At 48.8% G+C, this 24,977-nt stretch carries 24 protein-coding genes; 19 read left to right on the forward strand and 5 right to left on the reverse strand.

Annotated elements, in window-relative coordinates:
* Positions 1-40: 40 nt before the first annotated feature.
* The 3 genes from JOY44_RS06035 (at position 41) to JOY44_RS06045 (ending at position 2,581) form a co-directional block, all read left to right on the forward strand.
* Positions 41-1,081 carry a fatty acid desaturase gene (locus tag JOY44_RS06035; RefSeq protein WP_171572765.1) on the forward strand — a complete coding sequence of 347 codons (1,041 nt, stop codon included), beginning with the start codon at positions 41-43 and terminating at the stop codon, positions 1,079-1,081.
* Positions 1,082-1,269: 188 nt separating this feature from the next.
* Positions 1,270-1,989, forward strand: coding sequence for a hypothetical protein (locus tag JOY44_RS06040; protein WP_171572766.1), 720 nt, complete (start codon positions 1,270-1,272; stop codon positions 1,987-1,989).
* A 67-nt stretch (positions 1,990-2,056) separates the two neighbouring features.
* Positions 2,057-2,581: a hypothetical protein gene (locus JOY44_RS06045; protein ID WP_197985004.1), complete on the forward strand. Its 525-nt coding sequence runs from the start codon at positions 2,057-2,059 to the stop codon at positions 2,579-2,581.
* Between the two features lie 72 nt (positions 2,582-2,653).
* Here the strand turns inward: JOY44_RS06045 and JOY44_RS06050 are convergent, their stop codons facing one another.
* Positions 2,654-4,837, reverse strand: coding sequence for a hypothetical protein (locus JOY44_RS06050; protein WP_171572767.1), 2,184 nt, complete (start codon positions 4,835-4,837; stop codon positions 2,654-2,656).
* Here JOY44_RS06050 and JOY44_RS06055 point away from each other — a divergent pair.
* Together JOY44_RS06055 and JOY44_RS06060 are read left to right on the forward strand one after the other, a co-directional pair.
* Positions 4,836-5,066 (forward strand): hypothetical protein, encoded by a 231-nt coding sequence (locus tag JOY44_RS06055; RefSeq protein WP_171572768.1) that lies wholly within the window; start codon positions 4,836-4,838, stop codon positions 5,064-5,066. The genes JOY44_RS06050 and JOY44_RS06055 overlap by 2 nt on opposite strands.
* A 234-nt stretch (positions 5,067-5,300) precedes the next feature.
* A complete protein-coding gene (locus tag JOY44_RS06060; RefSeq protein ID WP_171572769.1) occupies positions 5,301-5,675 on the forward strand; it encodes a hypothetical protein in 375 nt (124 codons plus the stop codon).
* On the opposite strand, the gene JOY44_RS06065 is transcribed toward JOY44_RS06060, so the two are convergent.
* The gene (locus JOY44_RS06065; RefSeq protein WP_171572770.1) at positions 5,611-6,024 is read right to left on the reverse strand and encodes a hypothetical protein; all 414 of its coding nucleotides are present in this window, start codon (positions 6,022-6,024) and stop codon (positions 5,611-5,613) included. The two genes, JOY44_RS06060 and JOY44_RS06065, sit on opposite strands and share 65 nt — an antisense overlap.
* Before the next feature lie 268 nt (positions 6,025-6,292).
* On the opposite strand from JOY44_RS06065, the gene JOY44_RS06070 reads away from it, so the two are divergent.
* The 13 genes from JOY44_RS06070 (at position 6,293) to JOY44_RS06130 (ending at position 20,949) form a co-directional block, all read left to right on the forward strand.
* Positions 6,293-8,077 carry a S8 family peptidase gene (locus JOY44_RS06070; protein WP_171572771.1) on the forward strand — a complete coding sequence of 595 codons (1,785 nt, stop codon included), beginning with the start codon at positions 6,293-6,295 and terminating at the stop codon, positions 8,075-8,077.
* Positions 8,074-8,295 (forward strand): hypothetical protein, encoded by a 222-nt coding sequence (locus JOY44_RS06075; protein WP_171572772.1) that lies wholly within the window; start codon positions 8,074-8,076, stop codon positions 8,293-8,295. The genes JOY44_RS06070 and JOY44_RS06075 overlap by 4 nt, the downstream gene beginning before the upstream one ends.
* Positions 8,296-8,662: 367 nt before the next feature.
* Entirely contained in the window at positions 8,663-9,403 is a 741-nt protein-coding gene (locus JOY44_RS06080; protein ID WP_171572773.1) for a DUF502 domain-containing protein, read from the forward strand.
* A gap of 84 nt (positions 9,404-9,487) precedes the next feature.
* Positions 9,488-10,126, forward strand: a complete 639-nt coding sequence (gene nusB / locus JOY44_RS06085) for a transcription antitermination factor NusB (RefSeq protein WP_171572774.1) — start codon at positions 9,488-9,490, stop codon at positions 10,124-10,126.
* 59 nt (positions 10,127-10,185) lie between these two features.
* The gene (gene ftsY, locus JOY44_RS06090; protein ID WP_171572775.1) at positions 10,186-11,766 is read left to right on the forward strand and encodes a signal recognition particle-docking protein FtsY; all 1,581 of its coding nucleotides are present in this window, start codon (positions 10,186-10,188) and stop codon (positions 11,764-11,766) included.
* A gap of 232 nt (positions 11,767-11,998) precedes the next feature.
* Positions 11,999-13,216, forward strand: coding sequence for a sulfite exporter TauE/SafE family protein (locus JOY44_RS06095; protein ID WP_197985005.1), 1,218 nt, complete (start codon positions 11,999-12,001; stop codon positions 13,214-13,216).
* The gene (locus tag JOY44_RS06100; protein ID WP_171572777.1) at positions 13,191-13,637 is read left to right on the forward strand and encodes a hypothetical protein; all 447 of its coding nucleotides are present in this window, start codon (positions 13,191-13,193) and stop codon (positions 13,635-13,637) included. The genes JOY44_RS06095 and JOY44_RS06100 overlap by 26 nt, the downstream gene beginning before the upstream one ends.
* Before the next feature lie 132 nt (positions 13,638-13,769).
* Positions 13,770-14,504 (forward strand): 6-phosphogluconolactonase, encoded by a 735-nt coding sequence (pgl, locus tag JOY44_RS06105; protein WP_197985007.1) that lies wholly within the window; start codon positions 13,770-13,772, stop codon positions 14,502-14,504.
* A gap of 108 nt (positions 14,505-14,612) precedes the next feature.
* The gene (locus tag JOY44_RS06110) at positions 14,613-15,422 is read left to right on the forward strand and encodes an FHA domain-containing protein (protein WP_171572778.1); all 810 of its coding nucleotides are present in this window, start codon (positions 14,613-14,615) and stop codon (positions 15,420-15,422) included.
* A 241-nt stretch (positions 15,423-15,663) separates the two neighbouring features.
* Positions 15,664-17,073: a protein kinase domain-containing protein gene (locus JOY44_RS06115; protein WP_171572779.1), complete on the forward strand. Its 1,410-nt coding sequence runs from the start codon at positions 15,664-15,666 to the stop codon at positions 17,071-17,073.
* 125 nt (positions 17,074-17,198) lie between these two features.
* A complete protein-coding gene (locus JOY44_RS06120; protein ID WP_171572780.1) occupies positions 17,199-18,683 on the forward strand; it encodes a sensor histidine kinase in 1,485 nt (494 codons plus the stop codon).
* Positions 18,684-18,791: 108 nt separating this feature from the next.
* Positions 18,792-19,613, forward strand: coding sequence for a 4-hydroxy-tetrahydrodipicolinate reductase (gene dapB, locus JOY44_RS06125; RefSeq protein WP_171572781.1), 822 nt, complete (start codon positions 18,792-18,794; stop codon positions 19,611-19,613).
* A gap of 469 nt (positions 19,614-20,082) precedes the next feature.
* Positions 20,083-20,949: a phosphate ABC transporter permease gene (locus JOY44_RS06130; RefSeq protein ID WP_171572782.1), complete on the forward strand. Its 867-nt coding sequence runs from the start codon at positions 20,083-20,085 to the stop codon at positions 20,947-20,949.
* 10 nt (positions 20,950-20,959) lie between these two features.
* Here JOY44_RS06130 and JOY44_RS06135 read toward each other — a convergent pair whose 3' ends face one another.
* Entirely contained in the window at positions 20,960-21,589 is a 630-nt protein-coding gene (locus JOY44_RS06135; protein WP_171572783.1) for a precorrin-8X methylmutase, read from the reverse strand.
* Between the two features lie 66 nt (positions 21,590-21,655).
* A complete protein-coding gene (locus JOY44_RS06140; RefSeq protein ID WP_197985008.1) occupies positions 21,656-22,513 on the reverse strand; it encodes a TPM domain-containing protein in 858 nt (285 codons plus the stop codon).
* A 196-nt stretch (positions 22,514-22,709) separates the two neighbouring features.
* Here JOY44_RS06140 and JOY44_RS06145 point away from each other — a divergent pair, with 196 nt between their 5' ends.
* Positions 22,710-23,582: a 6-carboxytetrahydropterin synthase gene (locus JOY44_RS06145; protein WP_171573735.1), complete on the forward strand. Its 873-nt coding sequence runs from the start codon at positions 22,710-22,712 to the stop codon at positions 23,580-23,582.
* 174 nt (positions 23,583-23,756) lie between these two features.
* Here JOY44_RS06145 and dxr read toward each other — a convergent pair whose 3' ends face one another.
* Positions 23,757-24,935 carry a 1-deoxy-D-xylulose-5-phosphate reductoisomerase gene (gene dxr, locus JOY44_RS06150; RefSeq protein WP_171572784.1) on the reverse strand — a complete coding sequence of 393 codons (1,179 nt, stop codon included), beginning with the start codon at positions 24,933-24,935 and terminating at the stop codon, positions 23,757-23,759.
* Between the last annotated feature and the right edge of the window lie 42 nt (positions 24,936-24,977).

Genomic DNA, 24,977 nt, shown 5'->3' on the forward strand with positions numbered 1-24,977 from the left:
CTTTGTCCAGGTTTCACTCGTGAGGAGAAAGTATCTATCTATGATTGCTTCACCCATTAGCCAAATTTCCCCGGAGACTGTTCAAGCTCAACCTGATTTGCGCTTGAAAGATATTTTGAAGACCTTACCCAAGGCTTGTTTTCAAAAAAATAGGCAAAAAGCCTGGATGTCTGTTTTCATCAACGTTGGTATGGTGGCTTTGGGCTATGCCAGCATTGCGATCGCACCCTGGTTTCTCCTACCGATCGCCTGGATTTTTACTGGAACTGCGCTGACTGGCTTTTTTGTGCTGGGTCACGATTGCGGACATCGCTCCTTTGCTAAGCGCCAATGGCTCAACGATTTGCTTGGGCACATTATGTTCTTGCCGTTGATTTATCCCTTCCACTGCTGGCGTATTTTGCACAACAAACACCATGCCCATACCAACAAAATGGACGTGGACAATGCGTGGCAACCTGCCCGACCCGAAGATTACGACAACTATCCTTCTATCTGGCTGCGAGGCTATCAGGTCATGCGGGGTCGGATGTGGTGGCTAGCGTCTATTGTTCACTGGGCTGGCTTACACTTCGATCGCTCCCAATTTGAACCCAAGGATCGCCAAAAAGCGACCTTTTCTATGCTGGTTGTGATCGGGTTTGCTGCGATCGCCTTTCCTTTGTTAATCGCAACAACAGGACTTTGGGGCTTCGTCAAATTCTGGTTACTTCCCTGGTTGGTCTACCATTTTTGGATGAGTACCTTCACTTTAGTTCACCACACGACTCCAGATATTGCTTTCCAAGAGCCAACTGAATGGAACGCCGTCCAAGCTCAATTGGCTGGCACCGTTCATTGTGAATATCCCGCCTGGATTGAGTTTCTCTGTCATCACATTAACGTCCATATTCCGCACCATTTGTCTACGGCCATTCCCTCCTACAACTTGCGAATGGCACACGAGAGCCTCAAGCAAAACTGGGGTGGCTATCTGCATGAAAGCCGTTTCTCTTGGCAGTTGATGAAAGAAATTACTGACCACTGCCACATTTACGATGAGAAGGACGGGTATATCTCCTTCCGAAACTATCATCGATAGACTGAATGCGGGGTGTGGGGTGAGAAGTAATCAGCTTGGAGTGCGAGGCTTTGAGTTCCGAATTCTGAGTTTCTTCTGTCCCCTAACTCCACACTCCCAACTCCTTACTCAAAACATTAGTGCGCCACAATCAAGAAACGCGGCTATCCTTGGTCTAGTTTGAACTGAACGAAGGGGGGTTGCCAGCGATGAAACGGCAATTGTGGCTTGGCATTCTGGGTATTGTCACTTTATCAATCGGGTGCTCTGGTGAGTCGGGCGAAAAACAAGCTCAATCTGGAGCGATTCAAACGCCACCAACAGCACAAAATTTTTCAACGCCGCTGACCAACTCGTCAGCCAAACCGATCGCGCGCCCTGTGCCGGGATTGTTGCAGCCCACCAATGCAGCAACTCGAATTCCTAGCATTGTGACGGGTCGCCGGGACCCTTTTGCAGTTGTGCCTGGTTCAGACCTGCCCATTGTCATCTCTTCCCGTTCCATTCCATCTAGGGTGGCAGTGTCGCCTTTGCCTCGTAGCGTAAGCAAGTTGCCAACGCAGGCAGTGCCCTCAAAGGCAAGTGTACCATCTCTCTCCTTGCCTCCGATCGCTGTAGGTTCTTATCCCAATTTGCCTAATCTTGCACCATTGCCACCAGGAAATTTGCCACCTATTAGAATTCCGGTTGCACCTCCTTCACCAACTTCGGTTGCTGATGCGATCGCGGTAAACGGTGTTGTGCAAGTGGGTGGAAAATGGACTGTGATAGTCAAAGAGCCTAGTGCTGGCTCTAGTCGCTATGTGGCTGTGGGAGAGTATTTAGAGAATGGTAGGGTGCTAGTGAAGAAAATTGTATCGGCAGGCAGTGCTGATCCGGTGGTGGTGTTACAGCAGAATGGAGTTGAGATCCGTAAGTCCTTAGGGTAGGTTGTAGGGGTGTGCAGCACAGCGTTGAGTGAATTTACTGCAACGACACCCACGAGGCATCATCACAATGCAATCTGATAGCCCCTCTAAAGACTTGAAAGCGCCTCTAAGTATGAATGCCGAACGCCGTATCTTAGAAATGAACGGCAGCTACATTTGTCCGGTTTGTCGCCATGAAGATCTTGAAGCGATCGTGCTGATGGATGCCTACTCTTGTCACTTTTGTCGCCACATTTTTACGGCAAATCTATCCGAACAAACTGTTCGAGTTGAAGATAGCTCTCAACCTGCCACTTGGCGCTGGATAGGCACCAAATGGCAAGCGATGAACAAGGCAGATGTAGATTTGACGATCACTGTCTGGTTCGTGGGCGCTGTGATTAGCATCTTGCCGCCGACTCTCGTTTGGTTGTCTTCTCACACATTTCCACCCCTTGAAGGCAGTGGGTGGTATTGGTTTCCCGCAGTTTGGATAGCGCTTTCGTTTTCCATTCACTTTTTGATGGTGGCATGGCTTTTAGTGGAACATTACCAACTGCCAGCTTACGTTTCTCTAAAAGTGCGGCTAGGAAACCTCTTTGGCATCCGATAAGTAGAAATGGCGATCGCGTATCTCCACAGGAGATAGGGCGAGTGAAAGCCTCTCCTACCCATTGCCCCGTGCTTATTCAAATTGTTGATGTTTAGTTGACCAGTGCAACAGTTTGTACTGTTTTGGGGAATCAACGATCAGAGTTGGTAAGGAGTTGCCTAAATCCGCGATCGCTCGATAATGCTGTCCTTTTTCTACAGAAAGTTCGCTATACAGCAGTTTGCCAGAGCTAGAGAAGATCAAGGTTTTGGGCTGGGTCCATCCCGATTTGGGCGATCGCCCTGGGGATAAACTGAGTGTGTTTAAGTCATCGGGTTGGAGCGTCAAGATGACATCGGGTTGAGTACCGCCCGTCAGATTGGCAAGCTGGATAGTCCAATTGCTTGCAAGTGGTTCTATATCGTTCCAGGCTGAGATGGCGATCGTCTGCTGCAATTCTTGTGTCAATGCCGAAATTGCTTTTGCCGTCCATTTTGGTTGCTGCTGCATCCAGTCGCCCAAGGAAACTACATCGGGGCTGAGCCACTGTAGGGCTGATTCTGTGATGGCGAGCGTATGAGAAGGCGTGTTCCCTGCAACTAATGCAGTGTTGCCAGAGACGAGTAGTTGCAAGCGATCTCCTTGTAATCGGACTGCTTTAATGGTTGCCAACAGAGTTTGGGCTTCACCTTGGGATTGCCATTCCACAATTTGCACCGTCGGAGCGGCATCCAACCCTAACCGATTCCATAGCGCGGTTGCTCCAGTTGGCAAGTTTGAAAATGCATTCGACTGCCAGCGATCGCCCGTGTGAAAGGCAGTGACAGTCATTTGATACCAGGTTTGCTGATCGGCTTGCAGTGGCTCCTTGTTTGGGGGAAGTGACCAATCTGATGGGTTGAACTGGGCGAGGGGTTGAACGGTGCCGATAATTCGACTGGCATTGCTGTCGAGCAGATTATCTGTAAACGCAGGATCAAGGCGTTTTGTTAAAGCGGTGATTTGAGCAACTTCAGCAGTGGTTATTTTTGGCAGCTTTTTTAACCAGGCGATCGCGGCAGGTTGTCCTTTTTGCGCTGCTACCAATAACGCACCCCATGCGTTCACCTCAAGTTTGTTCGATCCGGTTTGTTCAAAGGCTTTGATCCGATTTTCTAATCTGCCTACATCTGCTTTTAGCACCTCTGCCGTTTCATGACTGGCAATAACAGACGATTGAAACACCTGCAACGCTCGCTCCCAGCGCCCATCGATCAAATTTGCCAACACCTGCTGACTGGGGCTTGCCCAAGAACTCTCTGCCTGAACTTGAGTAACCTGAGCGTGCCAGCGAACCAGATCGAACTGGGCTTGCGCCACGCTAGACCAATCTTTGGTGGGCAATTTTCCTTTAAGCGATTCCAGCCATTTGAGACTGGTTGACCACAGCCCTGCTCGTGCCAGCAGTAGTGCAGAGCGATAAGTGGACTGGGGTAAGGCTGACTCAGCGAGCGAGATCGATTCTAGCTGAATAGGGCTAGGTAAAAAGTTGAGTGGCTTGATTTGATAAATCTCAAACTGTGGCTCCATGCCGATGGTGTGATTGATGATCAGTTCTGGGGTACTGCCACCAGTGACCTGTTTCCAGATTGGCTCCTCCCCCGTGGGACTTGTCCACTGCAACTTTTTGCTGAGGTGAAAACGGCCGGGGTTGTAGTGAATGATTTGCCCATAAGCAAGGGTTTCATTACCCCGATCTCGTTTACCGCTGAGATTGAGCCAAACCCCTTGGGAGGATGACAATTCATATCGCGTCACGCTGGTCAAAGGCAACGCTCGACTGGAACCTTGATTATCTGATTTGGCATTCACCAAGGGCGCGATCGCAAAGGATTCTTCGGGTCCTGCAATCGCGATCTGATCAACCAAAGAATATAGCGGTTCATTGGTTGCGCTTCCCGTCTCCGCTACTGTCTGATAAAGCCGCAATTCTACAATTTGGTCGCAATCAGTCTGACAATTAGGGCGCTGCTCCAACACAGGCAGCAGCAGATCGAATACAGTCGTTCTGTCATTCGCACTGACATTCTTACCCAGTTCCAGCAGTTCTCCAACGGTTTTTCCCTGGGTACGGAGTTCTGCTCGAATTGCATGGATTGATTTGGAGGGTTGTTCCGTCCCTTTTGATGGCAACCATCCAGGAACCCATCGGCTCACCCAGCCCAACGATTGCGGGTTCACAATCAGTTGCAGCGCTAACCAGCCGCTACCCGCAATACCACTGGAAAGCAGCATCATGAGAGCGATCGCACCTATTATCCGCGCTCCTTTACCGCCCAACCTGAATCGCCGCGAACTTCTTTTTGGCACAAGCGATCGCTGTTGTGTTGGTAGCGAACTTGATGGAACAGGCGATCGCACCAAGGGGCGTACTGGCAGTGTAGATTGGCGACGGCTCGCTCCAACCTTTGGGCGATTAGGCGGACGATTTGGCACGGAACTCGATGACCGACGGCTCATAGCATAGAGATAGGCGAATTCGCCCCAATGTAGCGGCAATGAGCCACGATGTCACGTACCCTCACAAAACGTTGGGCAAGCCGTTGGCAATTGACAGATGTAATCCTTTAGGAAGATGTCTAGAAAGCTCCAATCTGCTTACTTAAACTTCATCTGAAAGTATTGCTGTATATTTTTTCTGCAAATTAATAAAATGTCAGTTGCTATTCGCCTCAAACACTGAGCACCATTGGGATTAGTTGTGGCGAACCTGAAAATCGAGATGTTTACTCCTCAAGAATCTACAGAAACTTTAATAAAAAACATTGATGTGGAGATCGACAGTGCAGCGCGCTACGCCATGAATCTACGGCAAACCATTGTTTTATTAGAAGATCTTCAAGCAAATTTTGCCCAGCCACTTCTGGTAGAACAACTCGCTGTTTTTAGACGTAATCTTGCGATCGCCGAGAAACAAATCGTCGAGATGGAGATGAGGAAAAACACTCTTATAGAAAAATCAGAGCAAGCGAACAGCAACCAAAATTTGTCGCCATCTGTCGCTTATCGGGTCAATAACTTTCCAGTCTTTTCTGCAAAAACTGACCCCACTGAGCTGCAAGAGGCGGCTCAGTAAAGGGAATACGGATAAAATCTGCACTGTTGATATAAGAAAACTCTAATTCAGCGCGTCCTTTTGGCGGCGGATTTTCCCAATCGGCGGTTTTCCCATCTACCAACAGTTGAATCGACTGTACCTGCTTTAGGGAAAACGTTTTCGTGTCCACAATGCCTTGAGACGTTGGCGTGCCCCAGGTTAATTCATCGCCCTGCTGCCCAATCACCGCATAAAGGTCATACTTTGCCCGTTCAAACTGCTCTGCCCACAGCCGATACGCCTCTACCTTCTGATATTCCTTTCGACCAGCCCAAGCCAGCCCAAAAAACACTGCTAATAACGATAACCAAAAAAGACCACGTTCCATAAAGGAGTTAGGGGATAGGGAGTAGGAGATAGGGACGCAGTAGAGTGGGGAGTGCAGAATGCCAGAGATTTAAAGATACTTTATGAATGAACTGCTGTATTAACAGCCAAATGGTTGATTCTCTGATTTCTACAGTCTCATAAAATGCTCCTCGCCCTTCGCTCCTGCTGTAACGATCTGCTACTTTTGCTCTGCCACTTTTGTTTTGCTCTGCCACTTTTGATAGAGGTGAGCTAAGGTAGTAACCAGTCTTGACTGGGCGGATGGCATGAAGAAGTTGCTGCTGGTAGTTTTGTTTCTAGTGGGATTAGGTTGGGCGCTAACCACCTTTCCAGGTTTAGCCGTTGAGGGGAACTATGAATCCATTATCTTGGACTTTCGGGAAGACGTAGGAGCGGCGCAAATTGAGAGCCAAATTGATGCGATCGCCAAAACCTACAGCGCTTCTCCTCGATACAACAGCGAGTTTTCTTTGGCAGACCATATCTTCACCATGCCCGGAGACAAAAAACTACTCGATACGCTCAGAAACTCAGATCTTCGCAAATATACAGAATTTATTGAGCCAGACTATATTTACCGTACCTATGCGGTGCCCAATGACCCAGAGTATGGCAAACAGTGGAACCTACGCAGCATCAATGTAGAGCCTGCTTGGGATCAGACCAAAGGCAAGGGCATTACAGTTGCCGTGATTGATACGGGTGTGAGTCAAGTACCCGATTTATTAGACACCAATTTTGTTGGCGGCTATGACTTCGTTAACGATCGCACCAATGTCAGGGACGACAACGGGCATGGTACTCATGTCGCAGGCACCATCGCCCAGGCGACCAACAACAAGTTTGGTGTTGCTGGCATTGCCTATGAAGCCAATCTGATGCCGCTTAAGGTTTTAAGTGCAGAGGGCGGCGGCACAGTTGCCGATATTGCGGAGGCAATTCGCTTTGCAGCGGATCAAAAAGCCGATGTGATCAATATGAGCTTGGGTGGTGGCGGTGAAAGCCAGTTGATGAAAGAGGCGATCGACTATGCCCATAGCAAAGGGGTGGTGATTGTCGCTGCCGCTGGTAATGCCGGACGCAATGCCGCCGAATATCCCGCCCGTTACCCTCATGTCATTGGCGTTTCCGCCTTAGATTCGGCAGGTAGCAAAACCCCATATTCCAACTATGGTGCTGGGATTGATGTTTCGGCTCCAGGTGGTTTGATCAATGGCGAAGATAAAACGGGCGGCATTTTGCAAAACACGCTCAATCCACAAACTGGAGAATCCGTATTTGAAGCCTTCCAGGGAACGAGCATGGCGGCTCCCCATGTGTCGGGCGTTGTGGCGTTGATTAAAGCCGCTGGCGTAACCAATCCCGATGAAATCGAAGAAGTTCTAAAACAGTCGGCGTTGTCCGTTCAAGACGACAACATGAACCACTTTGGCGCAGGCAAGCTGGATGCAGCGGCAGCCGTCAAGCTGGCAGCTCAAGGCAAGATTTCCTTCCAAGATTTCTTCCGCTGGCTACGAGATAATGGCTACCTCAATCCTCGCTTCTGGATCGATGGCGGCGTAATTGCTTTAGGTCCTAAACTGGCGATGGTGCTGGGTTCCTATCTGCTAGCGTGGATGCTCAAAATCTACTTTCCCTTTGTTTGGACATGGTCGCTGTCGTCCGGCTTGGTCATGGGTAGCACAGGTATCTTCTTTTTACGCGGTGTCTATCTGTTCGATGCGCCCCAGTGGCCGTTTCGCCTGATGGGTAGTTCGCTGTCAGAATTGGGTAGCGCGGTTCAAGCCAATGGCGTACTTAATCCATTCTTTGCCAGTATTTTAATTCCGCTGGGTTTAGTGTTGCTGCTTTTGGGGCACCGCACCTGGAAGGGGTTTGCGATTGGTAGCGCGATTGGCATGGCGGTGTTTCTGGCGATCGCAGCGGTGACTGCACCTTCGCTGATGTGGATAGGAGGTGGCATTCCGGCGCGATTGTTCTTGGGAGTGAATGCTGTTCTTTGTTTCGCGTTGGCACGGCTTGTTATTAAACCAGAAGGACGGATCGCATGAGTATTCAAGTTGAAGGAACGATTGAGCGTAAAGGCTTTGGTATGGGCACTTGGGCATTGGTCAGCAGTAAGGAAACTTACGAATTGCACAAAGCGCCGGCTGACTTGCAAAAAGCTGGATTAAAGGTCAAAGTATCAGGTCAAATCCGTGAGGATGTACTGACGATCGCCATGATTGGTCCAGTGCTGGAAGTCGATAGTTTTGAAGTGGTGAATTAAGTTAAGTCTGGAAAATGAGGCGATCGCTCAAACTGTGAAAGCGACCCGTATCAAAGCGCGCTCGACTCAACATTATTACCAGTCCACTAAAATAGCTGGATGAGTGGCAATGGATTCACTTGTGCGGCGTTTGGTGTTGCTATTCTGAAAACTGAGATCGCGAAACATTTGTTTACTTGTTTCATTTACAAGTCTTAAACTGTAAAGTTAAGTAGCATTCAATTTAAGGCTCTGCGCTTTAAACATTAAGCTAAGTGCTGGAACGCTAGCAGCTGTTGGCGGAAACACTGACTATTTCATAATCCGTACTTCGTTCCCTCTGACTTCCTAAGCAAAACAAACGATTACACACCGGGTTCTTGCATTCATGAAAGAGAGTCGGCTCCCTACCCTTCAACGCTTAAAACAGGATTTGAAGAACGATCTGATTGCCGGTTTGCTGGTCATCATTCCTCTGGCAACTACGATTTGGTTGACCTTCGCGATCGCAAGCTGGGTGATTGGGTTTCTAACGCGCATTCCCAGCCAGATTAATCCATTTGATGGACTGAATCCCTCACTAGTTAGTGTCTTAAATCTGCTGCTAGGGTTTGCCGTGCCCTTGTCCTCCATTTTGTTGATTGGCTTGATGGCACGCAACATCGCCGGACGTTGGCTGCTCGACATGGGAGAGCGGATGTTGCAGGCAATTCCTTTGGCGGGAGCAGTTTACAAAACGCTTAAGCAATTGCTCGAAACTATTTTGAAAGATTCTGGCAATCGATTTCGTCGGGTGGTGTTGGTGGAGTATCCCCGCCCTGGCATTTGGGCATTGGGCTTTGTCACAGGTGTAATCAGCGGCGAAGTGCAATCTCATTTTCCCCGGTCGATGTTGAGTGTTTTTATTCCTACGACTCCAAACCCCGCCACGGGCTGGTATGCGATCGTGCCCGAATCCGACGTAATTAATCTATCTCTACCGATTGAAGATGCGTTCAAGGTGATTATTTCTGGTGGAATTGTTAGTCCAGAAATGGCAGCGCCTAATTCATTGCCCCCCTCTAGCAGTCGTCTTGTGAATTCCTTGATGGAACCGAATCGGCAAGCGATCGCCCTTGAGGATGATTAACCCGATCAAACATCTGCTAAACCTTGTTAAGATGACTGGGCTGGTATTCACAACTGAAGCCAGTCTTTTTTTTGGTATGCCATCATGCAAGCTCGTAGAATTGCGCGGGAACTAGCCCTGCTGAGTATTAGTCAGTTGCCTGCTAGTCAAGAAAATTTAGAGGCACAGCCTTTGCAAAATGTGGTGGTGGCAGCCGTGCGCACCTTAACATCTGAAGTACAAGATGCTTTAGAAACCGCTTCAGCAGAGTTGCAGCAAAGCAATACACGCCTGCTAAATAGTGAAACCCGTGCGACAGATGTTGCTAGCGCCCACGCCATGGTGACTGAAGCCATAACGCTGACTCAAACTGCAATTAACCGCCTAGGCGCTGCGATCGAGCTTCCCGAAATGGTGCAGCTTGCTAATCAGCATGATGTTCGCACTTATGCATTAGAAATCATCCAAACGATTAAATCAAATCGCCAGGAAATTGATCAACTGCTGACCGATGCTCTAGTAGATTGGCAATTGGGCAGGCTGGCAACCATTGATCGCGATATCCTCAAGATTGCCGTTGCTGAAATTCTGTACTTGGCAGTTCCTCAGCGAATTGCCATTAATGAAGCTGTAGAACTAGCAAAACGCTACAGCAGTGAAGATGGGCATCGATTTATTAATGGTGTTCTGCGGCGCGTCGTCGATCGCGTCCGAGTAGACAGCAAGTCTCCACAAAATAGTTAGAACAAAACAGCCAGAGTTCGATTCATATTTTCGGTTGCAATCAGTTTAAAGGAAGGGCAATGACGTTTGATTGGTTTCGCCGCCGCCACGACAATCAGGAACCCAAACCCGCTGCTCCGGCGGAACAACCCTCTCAGTCCGAGTCTGAGCCTGAAACCGTTGCCCCTGCTGAAGATCAATTGAAGTGGGCAAAAATCGCCTACGAAAATATTCGCAAACGTCAGCAAGAAGCGGCTCAAGCGGAAACGGCTCCCGCGATCGCTGAGCCTGCTGATATTAAGGAAGATTCACCTGAAATAGTTCAACCGGACAGCGATCTCCCTCCGCAACTAGCCGATGAGCCTGTTGAATCTTCACCGATCGCTGAGTCTGAACCCGTCGAATCTACACTAATTACTGAGTTAGAACCTGTTGGCGAAGTAGCCGCTCCCGTCAGTGCTCCAACTCTGGTAGAAACGGCACCAGATCCCGCTCCCTCCCTACCTTTTTGGGCAGCCGCCGAAGCCGATCGCCAAGCCCGACTCGAAAAGCTTCGGGAAACTGCAATTCCCAGTGAGTCTGTCCCCCCTACGCTCCCCATTCCCTCTACTCCCTCCCCTATCTCCTCTACCCTTACGCCCTCAACCGACCTCACACTCGACGAAGGCTTCATCTGGTCAGCCGAAATCCTCGCCTCTCAAGGTCGCAGTCCCGATGACATTTCGATTGAAGAAATCACCTGGCTGAATAAACTGCGCCAAGGGCTAGACAAAACCCGACGAGGGCTGATTAACCAACTACGGGCGATCGTGGGGCAAGGTCCCCTGACTCAGGATGCTGTCATTGAAATCGAGTCAGCATTACTGCAAGCCGATGTAGGAGTAGCAGCCACCGATGCCATTATTGCTGCGCTGCAACAGCGCTTAAAAGCAGAAGTACTACCGCCTGATGCTGCCATTACTTACCTGAAAGAAATTCTGCGCGACATGCTCGATCGCCCTTTAGGTAACACCGTTAGCGCCGCCTTTGCACCCAAGCCAGACACCCTCAACATCTGGCTGATGACGGGGGTGAACGGGGCTGGCAAAACCACAACCATCGGCAAACTGGCACATATTGCCCAAAAATCGGGCTACAAGTGCTTAATTGGTGCCGCTGATACTTTTCGTGCCGCTGCCGTTGAGCAAGTCAAAGTCTGGGGGGCTCGCAGCGGTGTAGAGGTAATCGCCAATCCTGGCAAAAACACCGATCCGGCAGCAGTCGTCTTCGATGCCATCACCGCCGCCCAATCACGAGGCAGCGATTTACTCCTAATCGACACGGCTGGACGGCTGCAAAACAAAAAGAATCTGATGGATGAACTCAGCAAGGTGCGCCGGATTATTGACAAAAAAGCCCCCGATGCAACTGTAGAATCTCTGCTCGTGCTAGATGCCACCCTCGGACAAAACGGTCTGCGTCAGGCAGAAGTATTTTCAGAAGCAGCAAAGCTGAGCGGTGTAGTGTTGACAAAACTAGACGGCACCGCCAAAGGCGGCATTGCCCTGGCGATCGTCCAGCAACTCGGCTTACCCATTCGCTTCATCGGTGCTGGCGAAGGTATCGAAGATCTGCGACCCTTCTCCAGCTACGAATTTGTAGAAGCCCTGTTAAACGGGTAAGGTGTATCAAACTAGTTTTGTCAGATTGCCCTTGCTGGAACTCTCATTCTTTTCATTAATATCTAGCGATTGACAGTCTTCAGATGTCTTTCATCAGGACAGGGGAATTAAAGTGAGGATTGCTAGTTTGACCGACTGTCTTTTGACAACTCTCTTCATCCCACCTATGTTGAAATGCTCTTGAAGCTTTTTCTGATGGTTAAAGCAGTCAAGTTCTAAAGTAGGAGATGAAGTGGATCTGCTGTTGATAGTGCTTTTGGGATTTCTCGGCAGTTTCGGTCACTGTGTTGGCATGTGCGGTCCCTTGACGATCGCATTCTCGTTATCGCAAAAAGATTCTTCTGCTCCAACCTGGCAACAATCGCTCTACTTCCATGGACTCCTCAACGTGGGTCGAATCCTTAGCTATGCGGCGATCGGAGCGGGAATTGGAGCCTTGGGGTCAGTGCTGATTGCAGGCGGACAACTTGCCGGAATTGAAAGCGACTTGCGGCGCGGACTCGCAATTTTCACAGGCATTTTGCTGATTTGGATGGGATTGGTTCAGGTTCAACCCAACCTACTACCTAAAATTCCCCTGCTGCACCCCTTTCAAGGGAAATTACATCAAACCCTCAGCGCTGGAATGATGAATTCTCTTCACTCCGGTTGGTGGGCTCCGCTGTTGTTAGGGCTAACGTGGGGACTCATTCCCTGCGGTTTTCTATACACTGCCCAAATTAAGGCAGCCGAAACTGGCAGCTTATGGAATGGAATGATCACGATGCTGGCGTTTGGACTTGGAACGCTGCCCTCGATGTTAGGAATCGGCGTATCAGCGTCCTTGCTGAGTGCAGATCGTCGTAGTCAACTGTTTCGCATGGGCGGTTGGGTGACGATCTCGATCGGACTACTCATCCTGCTCCGCACTGGGGAGATGGAAGACTATACCAGTCATGGAGCCTTGAGTCTTTTAATGGTGGCACTGGTTGCCCGTCCGATTAGTCGGCTCTGGGCTACCCCGCTCAGATATCGTCGGGCTTTGGGTGTGGGCGCGTTTGCGCTTGCTGTCGCCCATAGCCTACATGTGATTCAGCATAATCTGAACTGGAACTTAGATGCGATCGCGTTCATGCTGCCAGAACAACAAGCTGCATTGTGGGCAGGGATGATCGCGCTGGCTTTGATGACTCCTGCTGCCATCACAAGCTGCGATCGCCTAGCGAGGGCATTAGGACGCTACTGGCGATGGATTCATCTCCTCAACATTCCAGCGCTGATTTTAGGGGTGGGTCATACCCTTTGGATTGGGTCTCATTACTTCGGAACCTTGGAGATATCTAAAAATCAGGTTACATCAGCGCTGTTGCTGGCAAGCATGACTCTATTCGTTCTGCTAGTTCGCCAACGCTGGATTTGGTCACTGTTATCATTGGAGCGATTTTATGCGCCTGTTCTTAAATCGAAGTAGGGTTCTTGGGATATTGCTCTCTCCTCTGCTGCAAGTTGCGCCTGTTTTGGCGCACAAGGTAGAAACTTCAGCAGTGGGCGATGTCGCAGCAACCTTCCACATTGAACCAAGCCACAATCCCACTGTAGGGAAACCTTCGATTGCCTGGTTTGCTTTGACCCGTCGCGGTGGACGAGTGATCCCGCTGGCTCAGTGCAATTGCCAACTAGCCGTTTATTCTGTTCCTCATAAGGCAAAGACCCCTCCGCTAATGAAACCAAAATTGAACAAGCTAGACGTGGAACGGTATAAAGGCGTTCCAGCAGCAACTATCACGTTTCCAAAAGCGGGAATGTATGAATTGAAATTGACTGGGACGGCAAAACCAGGGGCTAACTTTCAGCCATTCAGTTTGTCTTACACAGTCACTGTGGGCGGCTAAGCGCCCATAAGCAATACAAAAAACAATCCAAATGATCCGGCACCACCACCGCCTCACTTACAAAAACCTTAAACCTTTTCGACTCAATTATCCCTGCTTAACTCTTAACCCTTATGATTTGGGGACATTGTGATGGAAGTGGAAACGATGCAGAAGATTGTGGAAGTTTTGCCAGATAAAAGTGCGTTGATTGAGCGATCGCTGGAAGTCGTTCTAACAAAAATGCAAGCCGCGATCGCCCAGCGGGGAATCGCCACCATTGCCCTTGCAGGCGGCGGCACCCCCAAACCCTTATATGAAAAGCTGGCAGAGCAGGATTTACCCTGGGAAAAAATTCATGTGTTTTGGGGCGATGAACGGTATGTTCCCGCCGACCATCCCGACAGCAACGAAGGCATGGCACGGCGCGCATGGCTAGATAAAGTGCCGCTGCCACCCGCCAACATTCACCCCATTCCTACGGGCGCTACCGATCCAGCCGATGCTGCCGCTCAACATGAAGCAGAACTGCAAGCCTTTTTCAAACTTTCAGCCGGAACATTTCCAGCTTTTGATATCATCCTTTTAGGCATTGGCGATGATGGACACACCGCATCCCTGTTTCCCCATACCGATGCCTTACAGGTGCGCGATCGCCTAATCACCGTCGGCAACAAAGACGGACAACCCCGCATCACCTTCACCGCTACCCTGATTAACCATGCTTACACTGCTCTCTTCCTCGTTGCCGGAGCCAGCAAACGCCCTGCCTTAGACCATATCTTCGCCCCCGACGACGACACTCTCTATCCTGCTCGGTTAATTCAGCCCCAAGGAGAACTCTGGTGGTTGCTCGATCAAGCCGCTGGAGCAGAGCTTGACCAGTGATAAGTAGCGGTTGACTAGCGGTCAAAACTCAAAACTGCCCTTGCTTCTGTCTATGTACCCAATCACGGCGATCGCGAATATGATGGTGCTGAGAACTAGGAAATTTCTATGATTGTTTGTCCAAATTGCAATCATCCCAATCCTGATGGTGCAGTGCAGTGCGAAGCCTGCTATACACCACTACCGGCGACCTCTGCCTGCCCAAATTGTGGTGCAAACATCCAGTCAGATGCGAGCTTTTGTGGTCAGTGTGGGTTTAATCTACGTGCCGCTGGATTCACTTCAACGCCTGTTGAAGCAGACAACGTATCTTTGCCTGACGTTGCGCCAGCGATCGCTGAGACTCCAGCGAGTGTTCCGGAGCTCAGTTTTCCTGATCCGCCAGCACAACAACCATTAATATTTGTGCCCAGCGTTCTAGCGGAGAAGATTGAACCTCGGCCCGATCTCTCAGCTACACCACCGCCTGCTGCAGTTTCATCAGTTGAGCCATTGAGATCAATTGAGCCATTTAACTCAGTTGAGCAGGCTGCTCCGGCTGATGATAATCCTATTGCAGTGCCAAGTGAAACGAGTACCCAACTGCAAAAACAGACGGCAAAGCTCCTGCACGTTCAAACGAATACAACTGCTGAGCTACCCCAGGGACTTGCAGTTATTCATATTGGCAAGCCCAACGATCGCATTCCGCCCGATGTCGACGTGTCTGGCTTTCCCAATTCTGAGGTCGTTTCGCGCATTCATGCAGATATTCGTTTGGAAGGAGATAGTTATTACATTGAAGATGTGGGTAGCTCTAATGGGACTTACATCAACAATTTACCTTTAGCAATGGGTAATCGGCATCGATTGCGACCCGGCGATCGCATTGGGCTGGGCAAAGGAGATAAAGTGACATTTCTCTTCCAACTTTCGTAGATTCCTCGCAAATTTGAGTTACGTTAGATGACGGAGACTGTTTTGAATCTGCTTGCAAGACTGCTGAAAATCGTTAAGTTAAATCTAGAAGTCCATATACTGTTTGAAATTTATCTTGGTTCGCCCTGTAGTCTTTGATCAAAGTCCTTCTTTTTGCGGTTGCCAAAGCACCGTAGGATAAGATTAGTTCTTTGGTATTAGAAGCGCAGTTTGCAGTACATTTTCGGCTCTACCTGCCAGCGTGATTACTCTGACTTTGTTGCATCCCATGCAGTCCATTCCCGTTCAAAGCTGGACCTTTGAACACGAACCTATTGTTCGGATTGGGCGCTCTACCGATAACCATGTCATCTTATATAGCGCCGTCGTTTCTCGTCATCATGTCGAAATCCGTCAAATGGAGACGGGGTGGGAAATTGTCAACTTAGGTGCAAATGGCACTTACCTTGAAGGACGGCGCATTACTAAAGTTTCCGTTGAAGATGGCGTAATTATTCGACTGGCAAGATCGGGTCCCAATGTACAAGTCCATCTTGGCGTAAAAGGCGTTGATACGGTTCACTCTGAATTAGGTGAGAAAACAGTTGGTCAGCGTGTGCGATTTAACCAAACTGCTGCTTCTAGTCTGCAAGCTGCTACTCCTAGCCCTGAGCTAACCTCAACTACCAGCCAGCCTCAAACTGATAGTGGCAAATCCACGACTCAAATTTCCGAGCAGCGCAGCGTTCACGTCCAAACAATAGTAGATGTTGATGAGGCAAGCCATAAGATATCTAACTCTGGCAGCAAACTAATTCTTTCGGATTGCTGCCAGCGCTATGTCGGCACGAAGCGCCTATTTTGTCTCGATTGTGGCAAACCGCTGAATACCTTGGGCACGATTGGTTCCTATCACATTGTGAAGGTTTTGGAGCATGATCGTTTAGGCCTTACCCAGTTAGTCTGGCATGACGGACAAGCGTTAATGCTTCGGACATTAAACCCTGAATGGGCTAGCCATACGGAAGCCTTAGAGTTGTTTGAACAAGAAGCGGAGCAACTTCTTAAGGTTAATCATCCAATGTTGCCCCGTTTTATTGATGTTTTTGTTGCGGGGGGGCAACCTTATCTGGTGATGCAACCGTTATATGGGCAGTCATTACAGGAAGTAATTGCCACAACGGGTCCAGTTTCTTTGCAGCAGGCGATCTCGTGGGTGCTCCAGGCTTGTCATGCTTTAGAGTATTTACATCAGCAAACTCCTGCACTGATTCATCAGGATATTCGCCCCGAAAATTTTCTGCGCCGCGCGTCAGCCAATTCAGAAATTGCCTTGGTCGGTCTTTATCCCTGTAGAAGCTTGAAGATGGCAATTCAGCCAGACTTTGCTGGATATTCTGCTCCAGAACAACAGCAAGGACAAGCCTTTGCCACATCCGATTTGTATGCTCTTGCCCCAACCTTAGTTTATTTGCTTACTGGAAAACCTCCCAATGCCTTCTATACCCAGCGCGAGCAAGGCTATCGATTTTATCCAGAGTATGTACCAGGAATTAATACTGAACTGATTCCAATTTTGCGGAAACTCACTAATCCTGCGCCAGACGAACGCTATACCGTAACCACAGAGTTGGTTGCAGCTCTGCAAGAACTCGTGCCCATTGGGGTTTAGGGTGCGAAACAGTCATTTTGAGGTAATTTTCTCTAATTAGAAAGAGTTCGTTAAAGAACTGAACAATTTGGGCAGTCTGATCAAACTACCTGCTTTAAGCGATTTTATATTCAGGACATCTGCCTGTGTCACGTCAATCCTGTCAATCGCTGATTCCAACCCTATCCGAAGGGAATTCTCAAGCTCTGCATCTAGAGTCAACCTTACAAGACTTGCCTTTGCATCGATTTGAAATTGAGATAGGGTGTCCAGGATGGCAACTTGCCCAAGTTTTTGAGCAGCATCCGTTCCTACCGGGAGCTATTTTGGTGAATCAAGGCAACTATGCCGGAATGGTGTCGCGTCAGCGATTATTAGAATATTTGATTCGACCCCATGGACTCGATATTTTTTTGACAGAGCCGCTTCAAGTGCTTCATAGCTATGCTCGATGTGATCTGTTGTTACTGTCGGGAACTACGCCGATTTTGGTAGCGGCTCAACAGGCTTTGCGGCGATCGCCTGAATTATTGGCTGAACCGATTATTGTTCAAGATGATCAGACATATTATTTATTAGATATCCACGAACTAAATATCGCCCACTGGCAAATTCGCGGCATTGAAACTCAAGTGCGGTACGAGCGCATTCAGGCGCAAATGATTCAAAACAACAAAATGGCAAGTTTAGGGCGGCTTGTGGATGGGGTAGCCCACGAAATTTTGGACCCCGTTAGCTTTATTTGGGGTAATCTCAGCCATATTGCCAGCTATAGCAATGATCTACTAACCCTGCTAGACGCTTACGAACAGCATTTACCTGGGCTCCCGACAGACATTGATCGACTCAAAACAGATCTAGACATTGATTATTTACGCCAAGATTTACCGAAAGCGATCGCAAGCGTTAAAACGGGAGCAGAGCGCCTCTCTAAACTCGCATCCAGCCTGCAAAATTTTTGCCATATTGATGAAGTCTATCCCAAGCCTGTTGATTTACACGAGGCGATCGACGGTATTTTATTGCTGCTCAAAAGCCGCTTAACCAGTGAAATTCAAGTCATTCGTCAGTATGGACAACTTCCGCCCGTCCTGTGTTTTCCTGGACATTTGCAGCAAGTTTTCATGAATATTTTAAGCCGCTGTTTAGATACCTTATTGAACCAAGCAGTGAGCCAGGAACTAGATCAAGAGTTTCCCTCGCGCCATACGTCCCAAAACCCTGCTGCTTCGACCAAACCCACTATTGAAATTACAACGCAGGTTTGCTCCTTAGCGATGGGCGATCGCCCTCCTGCCCGATGGGTGTTAATCTGCATCGCCGATAATGGACCGGGCTTGTCGTCTGAAGCGCAACAAGAAATTTTAGAATCGTTCTCTATCAAAAAGCGGGCAGAAAAAGAAACCAGCCTTGCCGTGAGCTACCAAATTGTCACAGCCAAGCACGGCGGTAAATTGTGGGTGCGATCGCGAGGTGCAACGTTGGGCGGTCCCTGCACCCATAACTCAAGCAATTCCCACCTGGATAACTTACAGTTCCCCCCAGATAATTCACACATAAATCACTCTCCAACGGAAGCTCCAACTCATTTTATCGGCACCGAATTCGAGATATTGCTACCGCTTGCATAGAAAGAATGCGGAGTACGGAGACCTGATCTCAAAATTCAAAACCCTCTAGCTCCTACCCTCTCGCCAGCTTTAGAATACCAAGGTCATCAATTTCTAGGTAAGTTAGCTATGGCAGACCCGATCCCAGTGTTGGTTAATGGTGCAGCGGGCAAAATGGGTCGTGAGGTTGTGAAAGCGATCGCTCAATCGACAGATTTGACTTTGATGGGAGCTGTTGATCGCAGTCTTGAATATCTTGGGCAAGATGCTGGGGAACTTGCAGGCTGTGGCACGTTGGAAGTTCCAATTACCAATGACTTTCAGCCCATGCTGGCATTTGTCTCTCAAGAAAAGCAGCCCGCTGTGATGGTCGATTTTACCCATCCCGACTCGGTGTATGAAAATATTCGGATTGCGATCGCCTATGGAGTTCGTCCAGTTGTGGGCACCACCGGACTCAGCCCCGTTCAAATTGCCAACCTAACTGAATTTGCTGATAAGGCAAGCATGGGCTGTCTGCTGATTCCTAATTTCTCCATTGGTATGGTCTTGCTGCAACAGGCGGCGATCCAAGCCTCTCAGCATTTTGACCATGTGGAAATTATTGAGCTACACCATAACCAAAAAGCGGATGCTCCAAGTGGAACTGCGCTCCAAACAGCTGAACTATTAGGAGAAATAGGCAAGCCCTTCAATCCACCCAGCGTAGAAGAAACGGAAAAACTACCCGGAGCACGGGGTAGCCTCACAGAAGACGGTATTCGGATTCACAGCGTGCGTTTACCTGGACTCATTGCCCATCAAGAGGTGATTTTTGGGGCACTGGGTCAAATTTATACGTTGCGGCATGATACGAGCGATCGCGCTTGTTACATGCCGGGTGTTCTGCTTGCCATCCGCAAAGTGATGCAGTTGAAATCGTTAGTCTATGGCTTAGAAAAAATTCTCTGAGCTATTGCTTGGTCCGTATAGGACGCGCCAAAAAGGCCCTTCGCAAGAGAGTAGCAAAATATTGCAAAAAAATCGCCTGACCCTTAAAAGCCCCCAGGGTCAGGCTGTCTACCTGTCAGTACGCTCTTCTAACTGAAAAAACTAAGCCAACATAGTTGCCCCCTAGTTGTTTAGCTTTTCCGAATCACGTTCCTCTCAGATGTATCCTAATTTTGCGGCATATTTGTCCTAACTCCATCCGCATAGTCTCTAATGTTTTACCCAAATGCGCTCGGCAGCAAGGTATGAATTTTGCGTAAATTTACTCTAAACACCCCTCTGCATACCTATCGTCCTAAAATTTGCAGGAAGATGTTATAAACACGTTCTCTCAATCCGTTGAAATTTGTCCGCACTAAATTCCATCTCTTACAGATGAACCGACAAGTGTTAGGCTCGTAGCAGTGATTCGAGTAGTTTGACCCGTTCTATGTTAGTTCCCCTAACCCGCAAAACTTTTGAAAGCCTAATTCCAATGATCGCCACAGGGGGGCAATACGCTCACTTTTGGGGCAAACTACGCGATGTGTTGCGACGGGTTCTAATCTCAGTAGTTGGCATTTTCGCGATTGTGCTGATTCGGGTGCTGATTCTACAGGAAAGCAACGGTATTTTATTATTCGTTGGCTTAACTATTGGGCTGTACTGGATTTGGGGACCGATTTTGTGGGCAAGCTTACGCAATTTGGAATATCGCCGATATGGCTATGCTGGCTTTTGGCAAGGCAGAGTAACAGATATATTTCTAACAGAAGAACTGATTGGCACAGAAGAAAACGTCAATAATCGCGGCGAATTAGTGATTGTTGAGAATCGAGAGCGCTGTTTGAATTTAGAAGTGGGAGATGAAACAGGCTTTACAGCTCAATTGCGTGTTCCGCTCAAGCGCTATCACCGAGCGATAGACCTTGGCGATGTTGCAGAAATGCTGGTGCTGTCGAATCGGGGGGATTTGGGACGCATTGCCCAAACGACCGATATTTACATCCCTGATCATAATCTTTGGGTAAGTGACTATCCCTATTTGCAACACGATGCTTTTATTGATGTCAGCCGTAGGCTCAGTACTCAATATCCTGAGACGGTAGAGGCGGTAGATCCAGTAGAAGCTCAGCCTACGCGCCGTAAGCGAACTCCAAAAGGCACTGGTTCTAAGGGCGGAGCAATGACACGAAGCCAGCCAGATGAGGCACCAGATACCCGAAGGCGCGGCTTAGAAGATACAGATTCAGATTATCAGCCAGCATCGTCGCCTCGAAAACGGCGATCGCCGCGTCGCCCTACCCGCGATGATTGATAGTAATCCATTAGCTAGCGCCTAGCTGTTCCTGTCCATAAGCTTGCCATGCTAAATCGACTAAGCCATTCACAATAGCCGCCGCTACCACTGAACTGCCCTTCCGCCCATTGATGGTGATGTATGGCACGAGAGAGTCTGCTAGTCGTTCTTTCGCCACATCTGCCCCCACAAAACCAGCCGGAGTGCCAATCACAAGCGCGGGTCGAATGTCTTCAGTTTCAATGAGTTCTGCGATCGCGGTCAGCGCGGTCTGAGATTGACCTATGACAAATACACCCTCAGGATACCGACGTGCCAAGGTTTCAATGCCCCACGCAGCGCGAGTTTTCTCCTTTTGTGGACGCGTTAAGGCATCCATGCTGCAATAAACAGGATTAGCAAAGGTGTGTTGAATAGTAGACGCGATCGCTACCTGCACCATCGGCACATCAACCACAATGGTGGTTCGAGCCGCCAGTGCTGCGGCCCCAGACTGTAGTGCTGCATCTGAAAATCGAATCAGCGATTGGTAATCAAAATCTGCCGTAGCGTAAATGACTCGCCGAACAATTTCATACTCCGCCGGAGAAAACGTATGTCCTCCAATTTCACGATCAATCAGTGCTAAGCTTTGCGCGTCCGTCACATGCCATTCCATGTCTTTGCCTTCAGACTAATTCGTCAGTTGGCAAAATGCCAAAGAGACTAGGAATAGGATAGGCGATTATGTTTCAGATGGGGAAGAACGATTCAACATTGGGGTTAAATAGGCGACCAGCGCTCCGATCAAAAAGCCCGCCACATTTCGGAATAGGGGCAACCAATCGGATGTGCGAGTCACTACTGGACCAATGCCAAAAGCAATAAACAAAATACCCCAAAGCGGCGAAAAAATCAGTGCCCATTGCCAAGAAAAAACTTGCCCTTCCTTGCGGGGGTGCGCTGCAAAACCACAAATGACTCCGCCCAGGATTGAGGTAATGAGTGTTAGAATCCACTGCTCTTGAGGTAAACCTGGAACGACCTGACAGCCGCCTTGTAAAAGGCAAGTTTTGATCGAACCGATCGCCCCTAGAATTGCCTGATCTTCACCATTCTCCCGAACGTAGAACTGGTTACCAAAGCGAGTTTGCAGCTCGATCCAAAAGACGCGTGGCATTAGTGGATAAAAATCGTCACCAACGCTAAAGTTCAAGATGTTTCCACCTCTCGGATCGGCAACCAGCAAGACGCTATGATCGTCTAGCCCCCAATATCCTTTCACGGCTGTTCCAGGGGTGCGATCAAACTGGGTCAAAACTTTCAGTTTCCATCCGGTCGTTTGTTGAAATTGCGCTAGATCTTCTGCCAAAGCTGCTTCCTGGTCACTGCTCAAGAACTTTGCCAGATCAATCACAGCAGTATCAGTTTTTGGCAATAAGTCAGGATTATCAAATGCATATGCAACGGAAGAACTGGCAAACAGCCCAACAGGGCTTAGCCATATCGAGAGCGCCACTAAACTACTGAATAGATAAACCAGCCATTTCTGAGAGAAGCGACGATGATATTGCATTCCTGTAATCAGTTCAGATTGAGCCATGGGTAACGCTGGGAGGAGCATTGAGAAAAGCATTCAAAAAAATTTAATGGAAAAGTCTCTTAACACTTGTTCATCATATTCTAATACTAAGAATGTCCGGCGATCGCCGCGAATGTTAGTTATCCTGAAAATAGGATGCTTTACAAAATTTTGCATCTCGGTTCAAGGTTTCCCAGGCTACTCCGGCACGGAATTTATGAAATGTACTATTAATCGTCGCGCCCAATTTTCTGCCAGCCATCGCTATTGGTTGCCAGAGGTTAGCGAGGCAGAGAACCTGAGCCGCTTCGGTGCTTGCACAGGTTTTCCTGGTCATGGTCACAACTACGTTTTGTTCGTCTCCATGCTGGGCGACTTAGATGAATATGGCATGGTGCTAAATCTCTCAGACGTAAAACACATCATCAAACGTGAGATTACCAGCCAACTCGATTTTTCTTATTTGAATGATGCTTGGGAAGAGTTTCAGCAAACGCTGCCAACGACCGAAAATATAGCGCGGGTTATTTGGCAACGGCTTGCCCCTCATCTTCCGCTCGTCCGCATTCAGCTATTTGAACATCCCGAACTTTGGGCAGATTATTATGGAGACGATATGCAAGCCTATCTGACTCTTAGCACTCATTTCAGCGCTGCTCACCGCCTTGCTCGTCCTGATCTTAGTTTTGAAGAGAACTCTGAAATCTATGGTAAGTGCGCTCGTCCAAACGGACATGGACACAATTACCATTTAGAAGTGACGATTAAAGGAGACATCGATCCACGCACTGGCATGATTGCTGATTTGGTTGATTTTCAAGCGGCGATCAACACTTGCGTCGTAGAACCTTTTGACCACACTTTTTTAAACAAGGATGTTGCCTACTTTGCAAACGTGGTACCAACCGCAGAAAATATCGCCATTCATATCCGCGATTTGCTACAGGACCCCATCAGGCAAATTGGCGCACAGCTATATAAGGTCAAGCTGATTGAAAGTCCTAACAATTCCTGCGAAGTGTATTGTGTTGAACCACAGGAATCTCGGCTATTGCTTCACAATCAAGCACCCGTGCTAGTTCAAGCTTAAGTACCTCACGTGTGCAACTAATTTGCCATCCCTCCCAACCCCTATGCCATCTCTATTCAGCTAGTTTTGGGAAGTTGATTTGGATAGTTATAATTTCCTGTTTTATTGGGAGAGGGCTAGGTGAAGCCGATCTTTGTGAATATTCCAAGGTCAGCGCAAATGTTTCACCTAGCCTCAATGAGCGGCAATTAGGGGCTGACTAGCAGTCAGAGTATCTTGCCGTGCCCAATCATCGGCAGCAAGGATGTCTTCTAAGGCTGGATCGGAGCGATTTTGAGTTTGATAGCGATCGCAAGTTTGCTCAATCAATCGGGGAATATCTAAAAAGCGGATTTTTTCTTCTAGAAATAGAGCGACGGCTTGTTCATTGGCGGCGTTTAATACGGCTGGCATGCAGCCCCCCGCCCGCCCTGCGGCATAGGCAAGTTGCATACAGGGATATTTTTCGTGATCGGGTTCGCGGAAAGTTAGATTACCAAGTTTCACAAGGTCGAGCGGTTCCCAGTTTGTGGCAATGCGATCGGGATAGGAAAGGGCATACAGCAGTGGCAACCGCATGTCTGCCCAGCCTAGTTGTGCCAGCACGGAGGTGTCTTCCAGTTCAATCAGCGAGTGAATAATGCTTTGGGGATGAATGACAATCGCGATATGGTCATAGTCCACGCCAAAGAGATAGTGGGCTTCGATCACTTCCAGCCCTTTGTTCATAAGTGTTGCAGAGTCAATGGTGATTTTGCGCCCCATTGTCCAATTGGGATGTTTAAGCGCATCAGCAACGGTCACCTGTGCTAGCTTTTCCACAGGCAAGTCGCGAAAAGAACCGCCGGATGCCGTCAACAAAATCCGACGCAAACCACCTGCGGGAACTCCTTGCAGACATTGAAAAATCGCAGAATGCTCAGAGTCGGCAGGCAGCAGTTTCACCCCATGTTGCTTAACCAAGGGCAGCACCACTGGAGCGCCTGCAATCAAGGTTTCTTTATTGGCAAGAGCAATATCTTTTCCAGCTTTGATGGCGGCGATCGTCGGTAGCAATCCAGCACAGCCAACAATGCCTGTCACCACTACATCCGCTTCCGCACACCGCGCTACTTCAATCACCCCTTCCTGCCCTGCCAGCAAGATAGGCTGCGGTGAAAGATCGGCGATCGCGGCTTTAAGGTCAGGCAACCTATCTGCATCGGATACGGCAACAATCAGCGGGCGAAACTGCCGCACCTGCTGTGCTAACAGGTCCACATTGCGCCCTGCCGCTAATCCTACAATCCGAAATTGGTCAGGATACTGCGCCGCAATATCCAGAGTTTGAGTGCCGATGGAACCTGTAGAGCCAAGAAGAGAAAGTGCTTTCACAATGGTGCAGTTCAGTCACGCCTCCCCTATCTTACGGTTTGG

This window comes from Leptolyngbya sp. Cla-17, assembly GCF_016807185.1.
Taxonomy (GTDB): Bacteria; Cyanobacteriota; Cyanobacteriia; order Leptolyngbyales; family Leptolyngbyaceae; genus ULC077BIN1.

What these genes read in the sequence shown, in the direction of transcription:
- JOY44_RS06035 (WP_171572765.1), top strand. Translation starts at nt 41, where the DNA reads ATGATTGCTTCACCCATTAGCCAAATTTCCCCGGAGACTGTTCAAGCT.
- JOY44_RS06040 (WP_171572766.1), top strand. Translation starts at nt 1,270, where the DNA reads ATGAAACGGCAATTGTGGCTTGGCATTCTGGGTATTGTCACTTTATCA.
- JOY44_RS06045 (WP_197985004.1), top strand. Translation starts at nt 2,057, where the DNA reads ATGCAATCTGATAGCCCCTCTAAAGACTTGAAAGCGCCTCTAAGTATG.
- JOY44_RS06055 (WP_171572768.1), top strand. Translation starts at nt 4,836, where the DNA reads ATGAGAGCGATCGCACCTATTATCCGCGCTCCTTTACCGCCCAACCTG.
- JOY44_RS06050 (WP_171572767.1), bottom strand. Translation starts at nt 4,837, where the DNA reads ATGATGCTGCTTTCCAGTGGTATTGCGGGTAGCGGCTGGTTAGCGCTG.
- JOY44_RS06065 (WP_171572770.1), bottom strand. Translation starts at nt 6,024, where the DNA reads ATGGAACGTGGTCTTTTTTGGTTATCGTTATTAGCAGTGTTTTTTGGG.
- JOY44_RS06070 (WP_171572771.1), top strand. Translation starts at nt 6,293, where the DNA reads ATGAAGAAGTTGCTGCTGGTAGTTTTGTTTCTAGTGGGATTAGGTTGG.
- JOY44_RS06075 (WP_171572772.1), top strand. Translation starts at nt 8,074, where the DNA reads ATGAGTATTCAAGTTGAAGGAACGATTGAGCGTAAAGGCTTTGGTATG.
- JOY44_RS06080 (WP_171572773.1), top strand. Translation starts at nt 8,663, where the DNA reads ATGAAAGAGAGTCGGCTCCCTACCCTTCAACGCTTAAAACAGGATTTG.
- nusB (WP_171572774.1), top strand. Translation starts at nt 9,488, where the DNA reads ATGCAAGCTCGTAGAATTGCGCGGGAACTAGCCCTGCTGAGTATTAGT.
- ftsY (WP_171572775.1), top strand. Translation starts at nt 10,186, where the DNA reads ATGACGTTTGATTGGTTTCGCCGCCGCCACGACAATCAGGAACCCAAA.
- JOY44_RS06100 (WP_171572777.1), top strand. Translation starts at nt 13,191, where the DNA reads ATGCGCCTGTTCTTAAATCGAAGTAGGGTTCTTGGGATATTGCTCTCT.
- pgl (WP_197985007.1), top strand. Translation starts at nt 13,770, where the DNA reads ATGGAAGTGGAAACGATGCAGAAGATTGTGGAAGTTTTGCCAGATAAA.
- JOY44_RS06110 (WP_171572778.1), top strand. Translation starts at nt 14,613, where the DNA reads ATGATTGTTTGTCCAAATTGCAATCATCCCAATCCTGATGGTGCAGTG.
- dapB (WP_171572781.1), top strand. Translation starts at nt 18,792, where the DNA reads ATGGCAGACCCGATCCCAGTGTTGGTTAATGGTGCAGCGGGCAAAATG.
- JOY44_RS06130 (WP_171572782.1), top strand. Translation starts at nt 20,083, where the DNA reads ATGTTAGTTCCCCTAACCCGCAAAACTTTTGAAAGCCTAATTCCAATG.
- JOY44_RS06135 (WP_171572783.1), bottom strand. Translation starts at nt 21,589, where the DNA reads ATGGAATGGCATGTGACGGACGCGCAAAGCTTAGCACTGATTGATCGT.
- JOY44_RS06140 (WP_197985008.1), bottom strand. Translation starts at nt 22,513, where the DNA reads ATGGCTCAATCTGAACTGATTACAGGAATGCAATATCATCGTCGCTTC.
- JOY44_RS06145 (WP_171573735.1), top strand. Translation starts at nt 22,710, where the DNA reads ATGAAATGTACTATTAATCGTCGCGCCCAATTTTCTGCCAGCCATCGC.